Consider the following 19,115-nt stretch of genomic DNA (forward strand, 5'->3'; position numbering starts at 1 on the left):
ATCCCGGCTCCGCGGCGCGGGCCGTTTTCATTGGATAGCCAGTTCCGCATGATGCTCAGTCGACGCGGCTTCGGCACCCTTGCCGCCGCCGCTGTTTCCACTCCCGGCCTTGCCGCCGCCGCCCCCGCGCGTGCCGCAAGACGCCTCATCAAACCCCCGCGCCTGCGCCCCGGCGACCTGGTCGGCCTGATCGCCCCCGGCGGCTACGCCAGCGACAGCACGATCGAAAAATCCGTACGCAACATCGAAGCACTGGGCCTGCGTGTGAAAGTGGGTACTTACCTGCGCGCCGTGCACGGCAACTATGCCGGCGCGGTCCAGCAGCGCCTGGCCGACCTGCACGCCATGTTCGCGGACCCCGAAGTGAAGATGATCTGGCCGGTGCGCGGCGGCTCCGGCTGCATCTCGCTGCTGTCCGGCCTGGACTATCCACTGATCCGCCGCAGCCCGAAGATCCTGCTCGGCTACTCCGACATCACCGCGCTGCACCTGGCCATCCACAACAAGACCGGCCTGGTGAGCTTCCATGGTCCGGTGGCCTCGTCCACGCTGGCCGATTACCCGCGCGAGCACATGCTGGCGGTGCTGTGCGATCCGCGCGCCACCTACACGATCCCGATGGCGCCGGAGAACGTCCTGAAGGCGCAGACCGCGCCGCATTTCGGCATCCGCACCCTGACCTCGGGCGTGGCCAGCGGCCCGCTCCTGGGCGGCAACCTGTCGATCGTGGCGGCGCTGTGCGGTACGCCGTATGCGGCCGACTTCCGCGGCGGCCTGCTGTTCCTGGAAGAGGTGGACGAGGCGCCTTACCGGCTGGACCGCTGGATGACCCAGCTCGATCTTTCATTCGGCTTCGCCAGTGCGGCCGGGGTCATGGTCGGCGTCTGCGAGGATTGCGCGCCCGAGGAGGGCAAGCGCTCGCTGAGCCTCGACGAAACCTTCGACCAGCACCTCAAACCCTTGACCGTCCCGGCGGTGACCGGGTATTCGATCGGCCATATCCGCCACCAGTTCACGGTCCCGATGGGCATCCAGGCCCGGCTCGACACCGCGGCCCAAACCGTGACCCTGCTCGAACCCGCCGTTTCCTGAACCGAGCCGAAAGCGCCTACTTCTGCACCTGGAAACGGAACCTGAGCGGGAAGATCATCTCGCAGGGCGCGCCGCCGCACAGCGCGGGTTTGAAGCGCTGCACCATGCCGATCATCGCCAGGTAGCGCGCGAATTCGCGGTGCGGGACGCCATAGGTGCTGGCGCTGGTCGGGACGCCGTCGGCGCCCACCGTGACGTAGACGGTCGCGTCGCCCCGGTAGTCCAGGAACCTGCGGTACAGGTCGGCGATTCCCTTGTAGTAGGCGCGCGTGCCCTTGAGCGGATACGGCGGCTCGTCGCGCTCACCCAGCAGGCACAGGGAAACGAGGAGGGAGCGGGGGAGAGGAGTCCTCGGCCCAGTATAGGGCGGCCCTCTTGCCGGTCAATGCGGGTGGCATGAAGTGGCGGCTTCAGTCAAGCGCATGCTCATCGACACCGCGCCGACCTGCGCGTCGCCGATGCGGTACAGGTCCGCCACTTCGCCGGTTTCATGGAAGCCGGTGCGCACGTAGAGCGCGCGCGCCTTGTGGTTCTGCGCCAGCACCTCGAGGTCGACCCAGGCGAAGCCGGCGCTGCGGGCCCAGGCCAGCGCCTCCCGCACCAGCCGGGTACCGAGGCCGGCGCGGCGCAGGTCGTGGCGCACGCCCATGCCGAGCAGGGCACGGTGGCTGGAGGCCGGTTCCGGCCGGCCGCGCAGGTCGATGTGGCCGGCCACCGCGCCGTCGTCATCCAGCGCGATCCATACCTGGCGCCAGCCGGGCTGGCCCACCGGCGTCGCCACGCCGGCCGCGAAGCGCTCGCGCATGGCAGCCGGCACGCCGTCCGTCGTCGGCGCCATCGGCTGGAACAGCAGGCCGTCGCGGCCGTTTTCCGCCAGCTGTTCGCCCAGGTAGGCGAACAGCGCCGGCAGGTCTTCTTGCGCCGCAGGTCGAATGCTGATCACAGCGCGCGCGCGATCAGGATCTTCTGGATGTCGCTGGTGCCTTCGTAGATCTGGCACACGCGCACGTCGCGGTAGATGCGCTCGACCGGGAAGTCGGCCACGTAGCCGTAGCCGCCGAACACCTGCATGGCGCTGGACACCACGCGTTCGGCCATCTCGGAGGCGAACAGCTTGGCCATCGCGGCTTCCTTCAGGCAGGGCAGGCCCGCGTCCTTCATCGACGCAGCATGCAGGATCAGCTGGCGCGCGGCCTCGATCTGCATCGCCATCTCGGCCAGGCGGAACTGCACCGCCTGGTGCTCGAAGATCGGCTTGCCGAAGCTGGTCCGGTCTTTCGCATACGCCAGCGCCGCCTCGTAGGCCGCGCGCGCCATGCCGACCGACTGCGAGGCGATGCCGATGCGGCCGCCCTCGAGGCCGGACAGGGCGATCTTGTAGCCCATGCCTTCCTCGCCGATCAGGTTCGCGGCGGGCACGCGGCAGTTGTCGAACACGATCTGCGCCGTGTCCGAGGAGTGCTGGCCCATCTTCTCTTCGATGCCGGCGACGATGTAGCCCGGGGTGTCGGTCGGTACCCAGAAGGCGCTGATGCCCTTCTTGCCGGCCGCCTTGTCGGTGACGGCCATGACGATGGCGACGTCGCCGTACTTGCCGCTGGTGATGAACTGCTTGGTACCGTTGATGACGTAGTCGTCACCGTCACGCACGGCCGTGGTGCGCAGCGCCGCGGCGTCGCTGCCGGTATGCGGTTCGGTGAGGGCGAAGGCGCCCAGCATCTCGCCTTGGGCCAGCGGGCGCAGGAAGCGTTCTTTCTGCTCCTCGTTCGCATACATCATGGCGATCGAGCAGACCGGGCAGTTGTTGACCGAGATGATGGTCGAGGTGCCGCCGTCGCCGGCCGCGATTTCTTCCAGCACCAGCGCCAGCGACACGTAGTCGAGGCCCGCGCCGCCGTACTGCTCCGGCACCGCGACGCCGAAGGCGCCCAGCCCGGCCAGTTCCTTCAGTTCTTCCTTGGGGAAGTAGTGTTCGCGGTCCCAGCGCGCGGCGTTGGGGGCCAGGCGCTCCTGCGCGTAGCTGCGCAGGGCGTCGCGGATCATCTGGTGTTCTTCGCTCAGAATCATGGTGTCTCGTTGTTTGTCATGCGTTATGGGCTTACCACGGGATCGGCGTGCCGTCGCGGTCGAGGAAGGCGCCGTTGCTGGACTTGTCCAGCTGCGCCAGGGTGGCGCGCAGCTCGCGCACGCTCTGTTCGGGCGTGAGGGTGGCCCCGGCGCCGCCCATGTCGGTCTGGACCCAACCCGGGTGGAAGGACACGCAGGTCGCTCCCTGCGCGCCGTAGGTGATGGCGGCATCGGCCAGCACCGAGTTGAGCGCGGCCTTGCTGGCGCGGTACAGCGTGGCTTCGGTCGAGTTGCGTGCGCCGATCGAGCCCATCTTGGAAGACAGCACGGCCAGCTTGCCGCCCCGGGTGGCCACCAGTGGGCCGATGATCGGGAGCAGGCGCATCGCCGCCAGCACGTTGGTGTGCATGACGGTGTCGAATTCCGGGCCGGTCGGGAAGCCCGAGCCCGACGGACCGTAGACGCCGGCCACCAGCCAGGCCACGTCGACCTGTTCGTCGTCGAGCCGCCAGCCCAGCGCGGCGATCGAATCGGCGCTGGTGACGTCGAGCTGGTGGGCGGTCGCGCCCATCCGGGTCAGCTCGTCGCAGTCTTCCTGCTTGCGGGCGGTGGCGATCACGCGCCAGCCGTCCTCGCGGTACTGGCGCACCATTTCGTGGCCGATGCCGCGCGAGGCGCCGAGGATCAGAACAGTAGGCATGGCAGGCTCCTTGTGTGGTTTTTCGTAGGGTGGGCGGCTCTGCCGCCCGCGCGTTCAAATATAACCAGCATATCGTTAACGCATCTGCTGGTTGAACGCGCGGGCGGGAAAACAGTCCACTGGACTGTTTTCCCCCGCCCACCCTACAACGGCGTAAAGCCGTCGATGCAATTAAACCAGCTCGATCGCCATCGCGGTGGCTTCGCCGCCGCCGATGCACAGCGATGCAACGCCGCGCTTGCCGCCGGTGCGCTTCAGTGCGCCCAGCAGGGTGACGATGATGCGCGCGCCCGAGGCGCCGATCGGGTGGCCCAGGGCGCAGGCGCCGCCGTGGATGTTGACCTTGTTGTGCGGGATGTCGAGCTCGCGCATGGCGGCCATCGGCACCGCGGCGAAGGCTTCGTTGATCTCGAACAGGTCGACGTCGCCCGCGGTCCAGCCGGTCTTCTTGAACAGCTTCTGCATCGCGCCGATCGGGGCGGTGGTGAACAGGTTCGGTTCCTGGGCATGGGTGGCGTGGCCGAGGACGCGGGCGATCGGGGTCAGGCCCAGTTCCTTGGCCTTCGATTCGCGCATCATCACCAGGGCGGCGGCGCCGTCATTGATCGACGAGGACGAGGCGGCGGTCACGGTGCCGTCCTTCTTGAATGCCGGCTTCAGGGAAGGGATCTTGTCGACCTTGGCCTTCATCGGGCCTTCATCCTTCTCGACCAGCAGCTCGCCGGTGCGGGTGGCGACGGAGACCGGCGCTACTTCCCAGTTGAACCAGCCTTCATTGTTGGCGGCCTGGGCGCGCTTGACCGATTCGATCGCGAAGTTGTCCTGCTCTTCGCGCGTGAACTGGTAAGTGGCCACGCACTCTTCGGCAAAGGTCCCCATCGAGCGGCCTTCACCGGTCTTCTCGTTGCGCGAGTAGGCGTCTTCCAGGCCGTCGAGCATCATGTGGTCGAACATCGGCGCATGGCCGATGCGGTAGCCGCCGCGTGCTTTCGGGATCAGGTAGGGGGCGTTGGTCATCGATTCCATGCCGCCCGCGACGACCACGTCGGCGCTGCCGGCCACCAGCTGGTCATGGGCGAAGATCGCGGCCTGCATGGCAGAGCCGCACATTTTCGAGAGGGTCACGGCGCCGGTCGACAGCGGCAGGCCGGCCTTGATCAGGGCCTGGCGCGCCGGGGCCTGGCCCTGGCCTGCCATCAGGCAGTTACCGAAGTAGACGTGCTCGACGCTGTTGGCGTCGACGCCGGCGCGTTCCACCGCGGCCTTGATCGCCACCGCGCCGAGGTCGCTCGCCGACTTCGACGAAAAATCGCCCTGGAAGGCGCCCATCGGGGTACGGGCGGCGCCGACGATAACGACTGGATCATTCATTGTGTAGGTTCTCCAAAATGGGTGGGGTTGTCCGGTTGCAGAATCGGATCTGCTGGGGGTAAGGAAACACGTCGTCGATGACGCCTTCCAGGATGCGGTCTTTGTGGGATTGCCAATACGCGCGGGTCAGGAGCTCCGCGTGGTGCTTCATAAAGTAGTGCCGGATGGTCGGATTTCCAAGAAGGAAACGGCCAAATTGTTCCGGGAAGACGTCGTGCCTGCCGATCGGGTACCAGGGTTCCGAGGCCATCTCGTCCTCTTCGTTGCGCGCTTCCGGGATGTCGCGGAAGTTGCAGTCGCTGAGGTAGTCGATTTCGTCATAATCGTAGAACACGACGCGGCCGTGGCGGGTGACGCCGAAATTCTTGTACAGCATGTCGCCGGGGAAGATATTCGCGGCGACCAGGTCCTTGATCGCATTGCCGTATTCGCGCACGCCGTGCTCGATGCGCTCCTCGTCGCCCGCCGCCTGGGCCTCGGACAGGTAGATATTCAGGGGCACCATGCGGCGTTCGATGTAGAGGTGGCGCACGATGATGCGCTCGCCTTCGATCTCGACCAGCGAGGGTGCGTGCTGCTGCAGCTCGGCCAGCAGCTCTTCCGAGAAGCGCGCCAGCGGGAAGGCGACGTCGGAATACTCGAGGGTGTCGGCCATGCGCCCGACCCGGTCGTGGTGCTTCACCAGCAGGTACTTTTCCTTGACCTGGGCGCGCGTGGTGTCCTTCGGCGGCGGATAGAAATCCTTGATCACCTTGAACACGTAGGGGAAGGAAGGCAGCTCGAACACCAGCATCACCAGGCCGCGGATGCCGGGTGAGATGCGGAACAGGTCGGAACTGTGCTTCAGGTGCTGCAGGAAGTCGCGGTAGAACAGAGTCTTGCCCTGCTTCTGCAGGCCCAGCACCGTGTAGATCTCGCTGCGCGGCTTGCGCGGCATCAGGCTGCGCAGAAAACCCACGTAGGCAGAGGGCACTTCCATGTCGACCAAAAAGTAGGCGCGCGTGAAGCTGAACAGCAGGGTGATGTGGTAGACGTCGGTCAGCACCGTGTCCAGCACCAGCTGGCCATGGCGGTCGTGCAGCACCGGGATCACGAAGGGATAGTCGCGCGGGCCGTTGATGGCGCGGCCGACGATGTAGGCGGCCTTGTTGCGGAAGAAGGGGCTCGAGAGCACCTGCAGCTGCAGGTTCGGTTCCGCACGCGCCAGGCCGAAGGCCTCGCTCATGCGCGCCTCGACGCTGGCGACGTCGCGGTCGAGGTCGGCGAAGGGCAGGTCGAACTGGAAGTTGGTGACCGCCCGGCGCAGGGCGAAGCGCAGGCCGTCGGCGGCCGGATAGTAGACGCGGTAGGTCGGCAGCGGCTCGTCGTTCTCGATGTACTCGGTGGAGATCACCGGGCGCACGAAGATGTAATCGTTATGGTAATAGCTGCGGTGCAGGATGATGCAGCTGACCGAGTTGAAGAAGGTTTCGGCAAGTTCCGGCTGCTTGTGGCCGGACAGCAGGCCGATGTAATGCAGCTTGGTTTCGCGCCAGACCGGGTCGAGGAGTTCTTCGGGCTGGTATTCGTCCTGCAAAATGCGGACGCATTCCTGCACGCGCTGGTCGTAGTAATCGATGCGCTCGCGCGCGGCTTGCTGGGCGGTGGCCCAGTCGGCGGTCTCGAAGTAACGGCGGGCCTGCTGGCTGGCCTGGCGGAACAGGCGGTAATGCTTGTCGAAGCCGTCCAGGATGGTGCGCGCGATGTCGAATGCGATCTGGGAAGACAGCAGTTTGGGGAACGCTTGCTGGGTCATCGTTCGTCTCGCGCGTGGACCGAGGTGGTGTTCATTCTATGGCAACGGTTGCGCTGCACAAGCATAAAACGCGGCCACCATCCTTAGCACGTCGTTCCGGCGAAGGCCGGAACCCAATTTTGCTTGCGTACCTTTAGCTTCAGAAGCTGTTGGTACGCTACGAACTTGGATTCCCGCCTGCGCGGGAATGACGGTCTTTCGGCTAAAGGAAGAAGATTTCTACCTTCAGGCCCGCCCTACAAATTACATCGTCTCGCCGAACAGCTCGCGGCCGATCAGCATGCGGCGGATCTCGCTGGTGCCCGCGCCGATCTCGTACAGCTTGGCGTCGCGCCACAGGCGGCCGACCGGGTATTCGTTGATGTAGCCGTTGCCGCCCAGGGTCTGGATCGCTTCGCCGGCCATCCAGGTCGCCTTCTCGGCGCTGTACAGGATGGCGCCGGCGGCGTCCTTGCGCAGGGCGCGCACCTGCTCCGGCAAGGTCGCGCGGTCGCAGGCCTGGCCCACGGCGTAGACGTAGGCACGGCAAGCCATCATGGTCGAGTACATGTCGGCGATCTTGCCCTGCATGAGCTGGAACTCGCCGATCGCCTGGCCGAACTGCTTGCGCTCGTGGATGTAGGGCACCACCGAGTCCATGCAGGCCGACATGATGCCCAGCGGACCGCCCGACAGCACGGTACGCTCGAAGTCCAGGCCCGACATCAGGACGTTGACGCCCTTGCCGAGGCCGCCCAGCACGTTCTCGACCGGCACTTCGCAGTCCTGGAACACCAGTTCGCCGGTGTGCGAACCGCGCATGCCCAGCTTGTCGAGCTTCTGGGCGATCGAGAAGCCTTTGAAGCCCTTCTCGATCAGGAAGGCGGTCATGCCGCGCGGGCCCGCTTCGAGGTCGGTCTTGGCGTACACCACCAGGGTGTCGGCGTCCGGACCGTTGGTGATCCACATCTTGGTGCCGTTCAGGACGTAGCGGTCGCCCTTCAGCTCGGCCTTCAGCTTCATGCTGACGACGTCGGAACCGGCATTCGGCTCGGACATGGCCAGCGCACCCACGTGCTCGCCCGAGATCAGCTTCGGCAGGTACTTGCGCTTCTGCTCTTCATTGCCGTTGCGCTTGATCTGGTTGACGCACAGGTTCGAGTGGGCGCCGTAGGACAGGCCGACCGAGGCCGAGGCGCGCGAGATTTCTTCCATGGCGACGATGTGCGCCAGGTAGCCCATGTTGGCGCCGCCGTATTCCTCGCTGACGGTGATGCCCAGCAGGCCGAGTTCGCCCATCTTCTTCCACAGGTCCATCGGGAACTGGTCGCTACGGTCGATCTCCGCGGCGCGCGGTGCGATTTCGGCTGCCGCGAACTGTTGTACGGCTTCGCGCAGCGCGGCGATGTCTTCGCCATGGTCAAAGGTCAGGCCTGGGAGATGCAGCATGTCGTCCTCACGGTGAACGGTGGTTGAGCAGAATTAAGGGTGAATCATACTCGCCTCTTACGTTAACGTAAACGTCAACTAAAAGGCGAAAAAAGCGGGAGCAAAAGCCCCCGCGATGGTCAGGCGGCGTCCTGGCGCGCGCCGTTTTCCGCCAGCAGGCGGCGGCACTCTTCCTCGTGGGCGGAAATTTCTTCCAGCGCCATCTCGATGTCGGCGCGCTGCTGTTCGAGGGTCACGCGCTGGTGGGCCAGCACGCCGAGGAAGCGGTCGATCTGGGCGACGGTGTCGCGCGGCGACTCGTACATGTCGACGATGCTCTTGATTTCCGACAGGGTCAGGCCGAGGCGCTTGCCGCGCAAGGTCAGTTTCAAGCGGGTGCGGTCGCGCGGGGTGTAGACGCGGTTGCGTCCGCCCACGCCTTCGCGCTTGGGACTGAGCAGTCCCTGGTCTTCATAGAAGCGGATCGCGCGGGCGGTGATGTCGAATTCGCGGGCCAGTTCGGCGATGGTGTAAGTGACCATGGTGCTATGAGGTGAAGAAAAGCCTGGGCAAGGGAAGCAAAACCCGGAATCGCTTACAATCGATGTCGGCGCATTTCCGTTTACGTTAACGTTAATGGCATTGTAGCGTGCCCGCTTGTCGACGAACACGAAAGTTTTCCATGAATCCGCTCGAAGCTCAGCTCCACTATCCCCTTGGCGACACCATCCCGGCACCCGGCATGGTCCAGGAACTGGCGCCGGGCTTGGCCTGGATCCGCATGCCGCTGCCCTTTGCGCTCGACCACATCAATCTGTGGCTGCTGCGCGACGAGCGGGAGGGGCAAGCGGGATGGAGCGTGGTCGACTGCGGCGCCGGTACCGACGCCACCCGCGACGCTTGGGAACAGGTGCTGGCCGAGGGCCTGCAGGGCGCGCCCTTGCTGCGCGTGTTCGCTACTCACTGCCATCCCGACCACGTCGGCCTGTCCGGCTGGCTCGCCAGCCGCTTCGATGCGCCCTTCGTGACGACGGCCGGCGAGTTCGCCTTCGCCCGCATGATGGCGGCGGCGCTGCCGGGCGTCGATGGCCCCTCGGCCCTGCCTCACTTCGAGCGCCATGGCCTGGTGGATCCGGCCATGCTGGAACAGATGCGCAGCCGCCGCAATTACTATCCCTCGCTGGTGCCGGCCGTGCCGGAAGCCTATACCCGCCTGCAGGACGGCGACTCCGTCGAGGTCGGCGGCAGGCATTGGCGTGTGATCACCGGTTTCGGCCACTCGCCCGAGCACGCTTCGTTGTATTGCGAGGAACTGAATGTCCTGATTTCCGGCGACATGGTCTTGCCGCGTATCTCGACCAATGTCTCGGTCTTCGCGGTCGAGCCGGAAGGCAACCCGCTCGCGCTGTATTTGCAGTCGCTGAAAAAGTTCACAAACTTGCCTGAGGACACACTCGTCCTGCCCTCACACGGCAAGCCTTTCCGAGGCCTGCATACCCGTATTGCTCAGTTGCATGATCACCACGCGGCGCGCCTGGCCGAAGTGCTTGCCGCCTGCGCCGAGCCGCGCTCCGCGGTCGACATCGTGCCCATGATGTTCCGCCGCCAGCTCGACGCCCACCAGCTCAGTTTCGCTCTGGGGGAGGCCCTGGCCCACCTGCACAAATTGTGGCAGGACGGGATGCTTCGCCGCACGAAGCACAGCGACGGCATCATCCGCTTCCAGCTGGCCTGAGCCGGCTTTCTCCGCAAGCAGGGTTCTACCAGCTGTGCATATTTGTTGCGCGCAACCGTGCGGCAATGTCATACTTTTTCCGTTAGGATATATTTGCATTCTCCAAATGGGGAATTGATGTAATATTCCCGATCCGAAAAAACCTGCTAATTCTATTAAATAATCACATCTTTGTTACTTGATAAGGGTATGATTGTCCGTTGAGGCTTCTCAGCAATAGAAAGCCGGCCGCCCCAGTTCGGCCAACTGCACCTAACGTAAGCAATGCAATGAATTCAACCAATGAACGGGAGAGCTTCAGTGAGCGCCTGCAGCAGGCGCTGAAGAACGCCCACTACTCGCCCGATAGCCCGACCCGCCTCGCCAGGGAATTCAACATCCGTTTCGAGGGCCGCCCGATCACGGTGCACGCTGCTCGTAAATGGCTGGTGGGCGAAGCCATCCCGACCCAGGAAAAATTGCGCATGATCGCCCAGTGGCTGGGCGTGCCGGCCGACTGGCTGCGCTTCGGCGGCGCGGAACATGCTGCCGCCGGCACCGAGGCAAACGGGGGCGGTGCCCGCTTCGAGTCTGCCGACGTCAAGCTGATTGCAGATTTGCAACGCCTGGACGAACATCATCGCCAGCTCGCGCGCGAGTTCATTCGGATGCTGGTCCGGATGAATCACCAGAAGTCTGAGCAAAAATAGTTTCGCAACTGCACTTTTCGTGACTCCCGGAACGCACAAACGGCCCGGTGTAGGTCATAATCACCTTCGTGGCGAGCGGATCCGCCGCCACAGGGTCACGTCAAGGAGCAGCCGCCGTATGCGAAACAATTACGCCAACACCGCCCAGCTCAAGGAACTGATGACCGCACCGCCGATGACGGCGGCGCGCCATGCCGAGGTAATGCGACAACGCAATGCCAGGCGGCGGATGATTGAGGAAGCACGCGAGGCAAAGAAGGCCGACGATCCTTTCGACGGCGAGAAGCGCTGAAGCAGCGCCTTAGTCGCCCTGCGCGTCTTTCATGCCGCCCCAGCGCGGGGCATGGGCGTTGTCGAGCCCGAGGAGGTCGACCGCCCGGTCGACCGTATGCTCGACCATCTCTTCGATGGTCGCCGGCCGGTGGTAGAAGCTCGGCAGCGGCGGAAACACGATCCCACCCATTTCCGTCACGGCAGTCATATTGCGCAGGTGCGCCAGGTTGAACGGCGTCTCGCGCACCATCAGCACCAGCCTGCGCCTTTCCTTCAGCATCACGTCCGCAGCGCGCGTGACGAGATTGTCCGACAGTCCGTGCGCGACGGCGGCCAGGGTTCTCATCGAACAGGGAGCGATCACCATGCCGTCGGTCTGGAACGAACCGCTGGCGATCGAGGCGCCGATGTCGCGGTTGCGGTGGACGACGTGGGCCAGCGCTTCGGCATCGCGCCGCTGCAGGCCGAGTTCCTGGTGCAGGGTGAGGGAGGCGGCGTCGGAAATGACCAGATGGGTCTCGACGCCGGGAGTCGCGTGCAGGCGCCGCAGCAGCTGCACGCCATAGACCGCGCCGGTCGCGCCGGTGATGGCGACAATAATCCGGCGCGGGCGGACCGTCATGCGATCAGCCGTTCTTCAGCAGGGTCTGCAGTTCGCCCGATTCATACATCTCGTTCATGATGTCGGAACCGCCGACGAATTCGCCGCGCACGTAGAGTTGCGGGATGGTCGGCCAGTTCGAGTAGTCCTTGATGCCCTGGCGAACTTCCGCGTCCTCGAGCACGTTGACGGTGGCGATGTTGTCGACGCCGCAGGCTTTCAGGATCTGGATGGCGCGGCCCGAGAAGCCGCATTGCGGGAACTGGGCGGTGCCCTTCATGAACAGCACGACCGGGGTATTGGTCACGGTCTCTTTGATCCAGGTTTGAACGTCGCTCATGTGTGTGCCTTCAGTGAGAATGGAATAGATGCCGACATTTTATAAGAATTCGGCAGGACGGGCATTGGCGGGCTTGTGACAATCGGCGGATTTTTGTCGAAAAATCCCCGCTATGATGGACTTCATGCTACTCGAACTGGAGTCACCATGACCGCCTACCGGGGCTTTGCCTCCATGCCGTCGCCGCTGCTGTGGGTGATGACGGCGTTTTTCTTCATTCCGGGGCTGTACGACGTGCTGACCGGGACGCTCCAGGAGCCGCTGGAAGACCGCATGCTCGACATTGCCGAACTGATCACGGGCGTCTTCCTGCTGTACTGCGCCGTGCAGGCTTACCGGGACCGGCGCAGCGCGCTCGCGTCGCGCCGCACGACCATGATCGGCTACGCCTGCTTCGGCCTGTTCTGCCTGTGCTTCATCGTGAAAGTGGGCGCGACCGCGCTGCGCATCTTCCCCTGATCGGGCCGGCCGGCCTGGGCGGAGGACATCGACTGCGGTATGATCGCGCGGATTTCTTCCACTCCCAGGTCCCAGCCATGCAACAGCCACCCCGCCGCGGTCCGAACGCCGGCACCAATTTCCTGATCGCCGCCCTGCTCGGCATTCCCGGCATCATCAACCTCGTCGGCGGCATCATGCGCAGCGGCTTGGGCGAAATCATCTGCGGCCTGGCGGCGCTCGGCTACGCGCTGTTGCTGGTGCGCGACGGCCTGTCCATCCGCAAGACCGGCCGCCCGGCCATGCCGCAGTCGCGCATGCTCCTGACCGGCTTCGGCTTCCTGAGCGTATACATGGTCGGCCTCTACCTCAAGCACGCGGGCTGACGCCGGCTTACTTTTTCAGCTTGGCGAAGGCCGCCGCCATCGCGCCGCCGGCGTTCTGGGCGGGGCGTTCCTGGCGCTGGTGCTGCGCCACGCGTTTGCGGTCGTCGCGGTCGCCGCGCTGCTGCGGCTGCGCGCCCGGCTGCGGCGCACTGTCCGACAGGCGCATGGTCAGTGCGATGCGCTTGCGCTTGGGGTCCACTTCCAGCACCTTGACCTTCACCACCTGGCCGGCCTTGACCACCGTGTGCGGATCCTTCACGAAGGTATTCGACAGCGCCGAGATGTGCACCAGTCCATCCTGGTGCACGCCGATGTCGACAAAAGCGCCGAAGGCCGCGACGTTGGTGACCACGCCTTCCAGGATCATGTCCGGGCGCAGGTCCGAGATCTCTTCCACGCCTTCCTTGAAGGTCGCGGTGGTGAATTCCGGACGCGGGTCGCGGCCCGGCTTTTCCAGTTCCTTCAGGATGTCGGTCACGGTCGGCACACCGAATTTTTCATCGGCATACCTGGCCGGGTTCAGCGACTTGATGAGGGAGCTGTCGCCGATGACCGCCTTCATGTCGCGCTTGATGTCGGCCAGGATGCGCTGCACCACCGGATAGGATTCCGGGTGGACCGCCGAGGCGTCGAGCGGGTTCTCGCCGTTCATCACGCGCAGGAAGCCGGCCGCCTGCTCGAAGGTCTTGTCGCCCAGGCGCGGCACCTTCTTCAATGCCGCGCGCGAGCTGAAGGCGCCCTGCATGTCGCGGTAGTTCACGATGCTCTGCGCCACGCTGCCCGACAGACCCGAGACGCGTGCCAGCAGCGGCGCCGAAGCGGTATTCACGTCCACGCCCACCGCGTTCACGCAGTCCTCGACCACCGCATCGAGCGAGCGCGCGAGCTGGGTCTGCGACACGTCGTGCTGGTACTGGCCGACGCCGATCGACTTCGGATCGATCTTGACCAGTTCCGCCAGCGGGTCCTGCAGGCGGCGTGCGATCGACACCGCGCCGCGCAGCGAGACGTCCAGCTCCGGCAATTCGCGCGAAGCGAATTCCGAGGCCGAGTAGACCGAGGCGCCGGCTTCCGACACGACGATCTTGGTCAGCTTGAGTTCCGGACGCCCCTTGATCAGGTCCTGGGCCAGCTTGTCGGTCTCGCGCGAGGCGGTGCCGTTGCCGATCGAGATCAGCGACACCTTATGCCTGGCCGCCAGCTGGCCCAGCACGTGCAGGGCGCCATCCCAGTCGTTGCGCGGCTGGTGCGGGTAGACCGTGGCGGTATCGACCACCTTGCCGGTGGCGTCCACCACCGCTACCTTGACGCCGGTACGCAGGCCCGGGTCCAGGCCCATGGTCGCGCGCGGGCCGGCCGGCGCGGCCAGCAGCAGCGCCTTCAGGTTGCGGGCGAAGACCTGGATGGCGTCGAGTTCGGCCTTCTCGCGCAGCGCGCCCATCAGCTCGGTCTCGATGTACATGAAGCTCTTCACGCGCCAGGTCCAGCGCGCGGTGTCGAGCAGCCATTTGTCGGCCGGGCGGCCCGCGCCCTTGATGCCGAAGGCGGCGCAGATGCGGCTTTCGCAGGGATTGTGCGGGGCGTCCCACTTCGGCTTTTCCGGTTCCGAGTCGAGGCGCAGGGTGACGTCCAGCACGCCCTCGCGGCGGCCGCGATTCAAGGCCAGCGCGCGGTGCGAGGGGATAGTCGACAGGGTCTCGGAATAGTCGAAGTAGTCGGCGAACTTCTCGCCCGCGTCTTCCTGGCCGGCCACGACTTTTGATTCGACCACGCCGTGCTCCTGCACGTATTCGCGCAGCGACTGCAGCAGGCCCGCGTCTTCGGCGAAGCGCTCCATCAGGATCTGGCGCGCGCCGTCCAGGGCCGCCTTCACGTCGGGCACGCCCGGGTTGGCGCCGCCGTCGGCATTGGTGAAGGCCTCGCGCAGGTAGCCGGCGGCCACCTCGTCCGGATTCAGCGAGGGGTCGCCCAGCAGCGCCTCGGCCAGCGGCGCCAGGCCCGCTTCGATCGCGATCTGCGCCTTGGTGCGGCGCTTCTGCTTGTAGGGGAGGTAGAGGTCTTCGAGGCGGGTCTTGTCCTCGGCATGCGTGATCGCATCGAGCAGCTCGGGCGTCATCTTGTTCTGCTCGGTGATCGACGCGATGATCGATGCGCGGCGGTCTTCGAGCTCGCGCAGGTAGCGCAGGCGCTCTTCCAGAAGCCGCAGTTGTATGTCGTCGAGTCCGCCGGTGGCTTCCTTGCGGTAGCGCGCGATGAAGGGCACGGTGGCGCCTTCGTCGAGCAGGGCGACGGCGGCGGCCACCTGGGCCGGTTTGGCGGACAGTTCGAGGGCGAGACGTTGTTCGATGGATGGCAGCATTGGTGCGGTGGTCATGCGCATACGCGCGTGGATCTGAAAGGTCAAGCAAACAATGATACGCAATCGCGACGGATACGCCAGTCTTGACAGCGCCATCCGATCATGCGAGAACAGTCGACTGCACGTTGAATTCATTGTGCACGGACTTGGTGCGGACAAGTTTTGTCCGCTACGTGCGATTCCGAACAAAACGGAAGCGCCCGTATGAAGGATAATGTTCTTTATTGTCGTTTTTAATACAGACACACGAGACCCATGCACACAGTCGATGATCATCGCGAGAACGCCAGCGACGCACCCGCGGTTTCACCCGCAGTCGCCCGCGCTCCCGCACGCGCTCCCGCCCTGCCCGCGCCGGTGGTGAGCTGGCTGCAAAGGGTCGAGGCGGCGGCGCATCCGCAGCCCAAACTGACCGACGAGGTCGCCGATCCGAAGGCCGTGCAGTACAAGTTCGTCTACGTGATGGCGCCCACCAGCGGCGGCCGCCACGTCGCGATCTGCCTGTGCAAGGCGCGCCTGCGCCCGAACGGCGACGTCGCCGCCGCCAGCCCGGTGAGCGAAGTGTTCTCGCTGCTGTCGGCGCCGCCGGCCTACCTCGAGGGCGACGACGTCGACCTGGTGCGCTTCTTCATCGCCATGCGCAGCGGCTCGACCCAGGGCACCAGCGCCACCGAACCGAAAGGCAAGGTAGGTGCGATCCTGCTGCACATGCTGCTTGAACAAGGCAAGCTGCTGTGGGCGAACTCGTGGTCCGACATGGCCAACGGCCTGGTCTACCCGCTGCAGGCCGGCCCGACCCGCCTGGCCAGCCTGGCCTGGCGCGACGAGGGCCGCGTGGCCAAGCTCGGATGGTCGGTGGAACCGGCCAAGGGCGCGACCCATAGCGCGGCCGACCAGATCGACTACATGCTGCCGACCGACCCGCCGTGGTACATCGACAACCTGTCGATCGGCCCGCTCGAACTGAATCGCGGCGGCATCGACATCTCGCTGGCCGAACTGCAGGCCCTGGTGGCCCAGGCCCCGGCCCTCACCGGCACCGACAAGAAGCGCGTCTCGCAGCTGCTGCTGGCCCACGGCCTGCAGTCCCTGATGCCGCTGCCGCAGCCGCTGACCCAGCGCCTGCGCAACGACGTCAAACCGATTCCGCACCTGCTGCTCGAAGCGGTGCAGCTGGCCGACGGCGGCACGCCGCGCTGGCAGGACTTCGCCGTGCTGGCCTATGACTACGACGGCCAGCGCGTCTCCTTCGACCCGGCCCAGCGCGTGGTGCGCCAGATCGGCGACGTCACCGAGATCATCGAGCGCGACCCGAAGGCCGAAGCCGCGGCGCTCAACACACTCAACGAGATCGGCTTCCGCAAGCCCGTCACCGCGCCGTTCAACGCGATGGCCGGCGCGCTGGCGCTCGACAGCCAGGCGCACTGGCTGCGCTTCGCCGAGAACGACCTCGATGCGCTGTCCGACGCCGGCTGGCACGTCCAGAAGTCGGCCAAGTACCGCTACGACGTGGTGCCGGTCGAAGACTGGTATGCCGATATCGACGAACCCGAAGAAGCCGGTAATGCCTGGTTCGAACTCGAACTGGGCATCGTGGTGGGACGCAAGCGCGTGCCGCTGCTGCCGGTGCTGGTGCAGCTGATCCGCAGCGCGCCCGCCGACTTCGACCCGGCCGTGCTGGCCGCGCATGCCGAAGCCGACCAGATGCTGGCGACCCTGCCCGACGGCGTGCGCGTGGCGCTGCCCTGGGGCCGCCTGAAGCCCATCCTCGCCACCCTCGGCGAGCTGTACTTCAACGACAAGATCAAGGCCCGCATGCGCCTGTCGACGCTGGACGCGGCGCGCCTGGAGGACCTGGCGCGCGGCCTCGAGCTGCGCTGGACCGGCGGCGAGCGCCTGCGCGAGACCGGCCGCAAGCTGAGCCAGTTCGGTTCGGTCAAGAAGGTCGAGCCGCCAAAGGGCCTGCAGGCTACCCTGCGCGACTACCAGCTCGACGGCCTGTCATGGATGCAGTTCCTGCGCGAGTACGACCTCGGCGGCATCCTGGCCGACGACATGGGCCTCGGCAAAACCGTCCAGACGATCGCCCACATCCTCATCGAGAAGGAAGCGGGCCGCCTGACCAGCCCGGCCCTGGTGATCGCGCCGACCAGCCTGATGACCAACTGGTTCGACGAAGCCGCGCGCTTCGCCCCGAGCCTGAAGGTGCTGCTCCTGCAGGGCAAGGAGCGCATGGACCTGTTCGACCAGATCGACAGCGCCGACATCGTCCTGACCACCTATGCGCTGCTGCCGCGCGACGAAGAGAAGCTGCGCGAGCACCACTATCACCTGGTGATCCTGGACGAATCGCACTACATCAAGAACACCCGCTCCAAGGCGGCGCAGACGGCCGGCTCGCTGAATGCGCGCCACCGCCTGTGCCTGTCCGGCACGCCGCTCGAGAACCACCTGGGCGAGCTGTGGTCGCAGTTCCACTTCCTGCTGCCCGGCCTGCTGGGCGACGAGAAGACCTTCAACAGCCAGTTCCGCCACCCGATCGAACGCCAGGACGATGCGGTGCGCCGCATCTTGCTGAGCCGCCGCATCAAGCCCTTCCTGCTGCGCCGGACCAAGGACCACGTGGCCAAGGAACTGCCGGAGAAGACCGAGATGGTGCGCCGCATCGAACTGTCCGGCCCGCAGCGCGACCTGTACGAGACCGTACGCCTGGCGATGGACAAGAAGGTGCGCGACGAGATCGACCGCAAGGGCGTGGCGCGCAGCCAGATCGTCATCCTGGAAGCGCTGCTCAAGCTGCGCCAGGTCTGCTGCGACCCGCGCCTGGTGAAGGCCATGCCGGGCAAGAAGAACACGGCGGCGGTGTCGGCCAAGCTGACCGACCTGATGCAGATGGTCGAAGACCTGCTGGGCGAAGGCCGCAAGATCCTCGTGTTCTCGCAGTTCACCAGCATGCTGGCCCTCATCGAGGAAGAGCTCGACGCGCGCGGGATCCGCTACGCCCTGCTGACCGGCGAAACGCGCGACCGCTCGGCCCAGGTGGCCGCCTTCCAGCAGGGCGCGGTACCGATCTTCCTGATCAGCCTGAAGGCCGGCGGCGTCGGCCTGAATCTCACCGCGGCCGACACCGTGATCCACTATGACCCATGGTGGAACCCGGCGGCCGAAAACCAGGCCACCGACCGTGCCTGGCGCATCGGGCAGGACAAGCCGGTGTTCGTGTACAAGCTGATCGCCAAGGGGACGCTGGAAGAAAAGATCCAGCTGCTGCAGCAGAAGAAGTCGGAGCTGGCGGCGTCGATCCTGTCCGAAGGCGAATCCCAGAAGATGGCGCTGACGCAGGAAGACCTGCAGGCGATCTTCGCGCCGCTGGAAGACTGATTCTCAGGTTTGAATAAAAAAGGCGGCTGGTTTTCACCAGCCGCCTTTGTTTTCAGGTAAATACGGAGCGCCTAACAAAACCCGAGGGCAAGGCGCATCGTCGAAGACAGTACGCTAGTACGGCGAGACGATGCAACGCAGCCATCGGGGAATTGTTAGGCGCTCTTACTTGTAAAACGCTTCGACCTTGCCCTTCAGCTTGATCAGCATCGGCTTGCCCTTGCGGTCGAGCGTGCGGCCGGCGGCGACCTTGATCCAGCCTTCGCTCATGCAATACTCTTCCACGTCGTGGCGGTCCTTGTCGTTGAAGCGGATGCCGATCTCGTGCTGGAAGACGTCGCGGTTATGAAAAGGGCTGCTCGGGTCGATCGAGAGCCGGTCCGGGAGTGGGGGGAGGGTAGCGGTATCGTTCATAGACGCGAATTATCCACCAAAACGCTCGAAATGGCGCACTTTTCACGACGCGGCGCGCCGCCGAAAA

The 19,115-nt window shown here is 65.3% G+C and carries 19 protein-coding genes; 7 read left to right on the plus strand and 12 right to left on the minus strand.

Features of this window, described 5'->3' with window-relative positions; translation table 11 throughout:
* Window positions 1-48 precede the first annotated feature (48 nt).
* Complete coding sequence (locus ACSQ25_RS00425) at window positions 49-1,092, plus strand: S66 peptidase family protein (RefSeq protein ID WP_436103756.1); 1,044 nt, start codon at window positions 49-51, stop codon at window positions 1,090-1,092.
* A gap of 16 nt (window positions 1,093-1,108) precedes the next feature.
* Here the strand turns inward: ACSQ25_RS00425 and ACSQ25_RS00430 are convergent, their stop codons facing one another.
* The 8 genes from ACSQ25_RS00430 to ACSQ25_RS00465 form a co-directional block, all read right to left on the minus strand.
* The gene (locus ACSQ25_RS00430; protein WP_436103757.1) at window positions 1,109-1,282 is read right to left on the minus strand and encodes a hypothetical protein; all 174 of its coding nucleotides are present in this window, start codon (window positions 1,280-1,282) and stop codon (window positions 1,109-1,111) included.
* A 192-nt stretch (window positions 1,283-1,474) separates the two neighbouring features.
* Window positions 1,475-2,035 (minus strand): N-acetyltransferase family protein, encoded by a 561-nt coding sequence (locus ACSQ25_RS00435; RefSeq protein WP_436103758.1) that lies wholly within the window; start codon window positions 2,033-2,035, stop codon window positions 1,475-1,477.
* Window positions 2,032-3,159, minus strand: coding sequence for an acyl-CoA dehydrogenase family protein (locus ACSQ25_RS00440; RefSeq protein WP_436103759.1), 1,128 nt, complete (start codon window positions 3,157-3,159; stop codon window positions 2,032-2,034). Before ACSQ25_RS00440 ends, ACSQ25_RS00435 begins: the two co-directional genes overlap by 4 nt.
* 31 nt (window positions 3,160-3,190) lie before the next feature.
* On the minus strand, window positions 3,191-3,859 hold the full coding sequence (locus tag ACSQ25_RS00445; RefSeq protein WP_436103760.1) for an SDR family oxidoreductase: 669 nt from the start codon (window positions 3,857-3,859) through the stop codon (window positions 3,191-3,193).
* Window positions 3,860-4,030: 171 nt separating this feature from the next.
* Window positions 4,031-5,230 (minus strand): acetyl-CoA C-acyltransferase, encoded by a 1,200-nt coding sequence (locus ACSQ25_RS00450; protein ID WP_436103761.1) that lies wholly within the window; start codon window positions 5,228-5,230, stop codon window positions 4,031-4,033.
* Window positions 5,223-7,025: a bifunctional isocitrate dehydrogenase kinase/phosphatase gene (gene aceK, locus ACSQ25_RS00455; protein WP_436103762.1), complete on the minus strand. Its 1,803-nt coding sequence runs from the start codon at window positions 7,023-7,025 to the stop codon at window positions 5,223-5,225. The genes ACSQ25_RS00450 and aceK overlap by 8 nt, the downstream gene beginning before the upstream one ends.
* Before the next feature lie 243 nt (window positions 7,026-7,268).
* A complete protein-coding gene (locus ACSQ25_RS00460) occupies window positions 7,269-8,453 on the minus strand; it encodes an isovaleryl-CoA dehydrogenase (RefSeq protein WP_436103763.1) in 1,185 nt (394 codons plus the stop codon).
* 119 nt (window positions 8,454-8,572) lie between these two features.
* Window positions 8,573-8,974 (minus strand): MerR family transcriptional regulator, encoded by a 402-nt coding sequence (locus tag ACSQ25_RS00465; RefSeq protein ID WP_436103764.1) that lies wholly within the window; start codon window positions 8,972-8,974, stop codon window positions 8,573-8,575.
* A gap of 140 nt (window positions 8,975-9,114) precedes the next feature.
* Here ACSQ25_RS00465 and ACSQ25_RS00470 point away from each other — a divergent pair, with 140 nt between their 5' ends.
* The 3 genes from ACSQ25_RS00470 (at window position 9,115) to ACSQ25_RS00480 (ending at window position 11,148) form a co-directional block, all read left to right on the plus strand.
* Window positions 9,115-10,167, plus strand: a complete 1,053-nt coding sequence (locus tag ACSQ25_RS00470) for an MBL fold metallo-hydrolase (protein WP_436103765.1) — start codon at window positions 9,115-9,117, stop codon at window positions 10,165-10,167.
* Window positions 10,168-10,436: 269 nt separating this feature from the next.
* The gene (locus ACSQ25_RS00475; RefSeq protein ID WP_436103766.1) at window positions 10,437-10,856 is read left to right on the plus strand and encodes a hypothetical protein; all 420 of its coding nucleotides are present in this window, start codon (window positions 10,437-10,439) and stop codon (window positions 10,854-10,856) included.
* 118 nt (window positions 10,857-10,974) lie between these two features.
* A complete protein-coding gene (locus tag ACSQ25_RS00480) occupies window positions 10,975-11,148 on the plus strand; it encodes a hypothetical protein (RefSeq protein ID WP_436103767.1) in 174 nt (57 codons plus the stop codon).
* 9 nt (window positions 11,149-11,157) lie between these two features.
* Here the strand turns inward: ACSQ25_RS00480 and ACSQ25_RS00485 are convergent, their stop codons facing one another.
* Both ACSQ25_RS00485 and grxD read right to left on the minus strand, forming a co-directional pair.
* Window positions 11,158-11,751, minus strand: a complete 594-nt coding sequence (locus ACSQ25_RS00485) for a UbiX family flavin prenyltransferase (protein WP_436103768.1) — start codon at window positions 11,749-11,751, stop codon at window positions 11,158-11,160.
* Window positions 11,752-11,755: 4 nt separating this feature from the next.
* On the minus strand, window positions 11,756-12,070 hold the full coding sequence (gene grxD / locus ACSQ25_RS00490) for a Grx4 family monothiol glutaredoxin (RefSeq protein ID WP_436103769.1): 315 nt from the start codon (window positions 12,068-12,070) through the stop codon (window positions 11,756-11,758).
* 147 nt (window positions 12,071-12,217) lie between these two features.
* On the opposite strand from grxD, the gene ACSQ25_RS00495 reads away from it, so the two are divergent.
* Both ACSQ25_RS00495 and ACSQ25_RS00500 read left to right on the plus strand, forming a co-directional pair.
* Window positions 12,218-12,529, plus strand: coding sequence for a hypothetical protein (locus ACSQ25_RS00495; RefSeq protein ID WP_436103770.1), 312 nt, complete (start codon window positions 12,218-12,220; stop codon window positions 12,527-12,529).
* A gap of 77 nt (window positions 12,530-12,606) precedes the next feature.
* Complete coding sequence (locus ACSQ25_RS00500) at window positions 12,607-12,894, plus strand: hypothetical protein (RefSeq protein WP_436103771.1); 288 nt, start codon at window positions 12,607-12,609, stop codon at window positions 12,892-12,894.
* A gap of 7 nt (window positions 12,895-12,901) precedes the next feature.
* On the opposite strand, the gene ACSQ25_RS00505 is transcribed toward ACSQ25_RS00500, so the two are convergent.
* Complete coding sequence (locus tag ACSQ25_RS00505) at window positions 12,902-15,253, minus strand: Tex family protein (RefSeq protein ID WP_436108004.1); 2,352 nt, start codon at window positions 15,251-15,253, stop codon at window positions 12,902-12,904.
* A gap of 255 nt (window positions 15,254-15,508) precedes the next feature.
* On the opposite strand from ACSQ25_RS00505, the gene ACSQ25_RS00510 reads away from it, so the two are divergent.
* On the plus strand, window positions 15,509-18,634 hold the full coding sequence (locus ACSQ25_RS00510) for a DEAD/DEAH box helicase (protein WP_436103772.1): 3,126 nt from the start codon (window positions 15,509-15,511) through the stop codon (window positions 18,632-18,634).
* A gap of 165 nt (window positions 18,635-18,799) precedes the next feature.
* Here the strand turns inward: ACSQ25_RS00510 and ACSQ25_RS00515 are convergent, their stop codons facing one another.
* On the minus strand, window positions 18,800-19,048 hold the full coding sequence (locus ACSQ25_RS00515) for a DUF3297 family protein (protein WP_436103773.1): 249 nt from the start codon (window positions 19,046-19,048) through the stop codon (window positions 18,800-18,802).
* Between the last annotated feature and the right edge of the window lie 67 nt (window positions 19,049-19,115).

It is taken from the genome of Massilia sp. LjRoot122 (assembly GCF_964252725.1).
Lineage (GTDB): Bacteria > Pseudomonadota > Gammaproteobacteria > Burkholderiales > Burkholderiaceae_D > Telluria.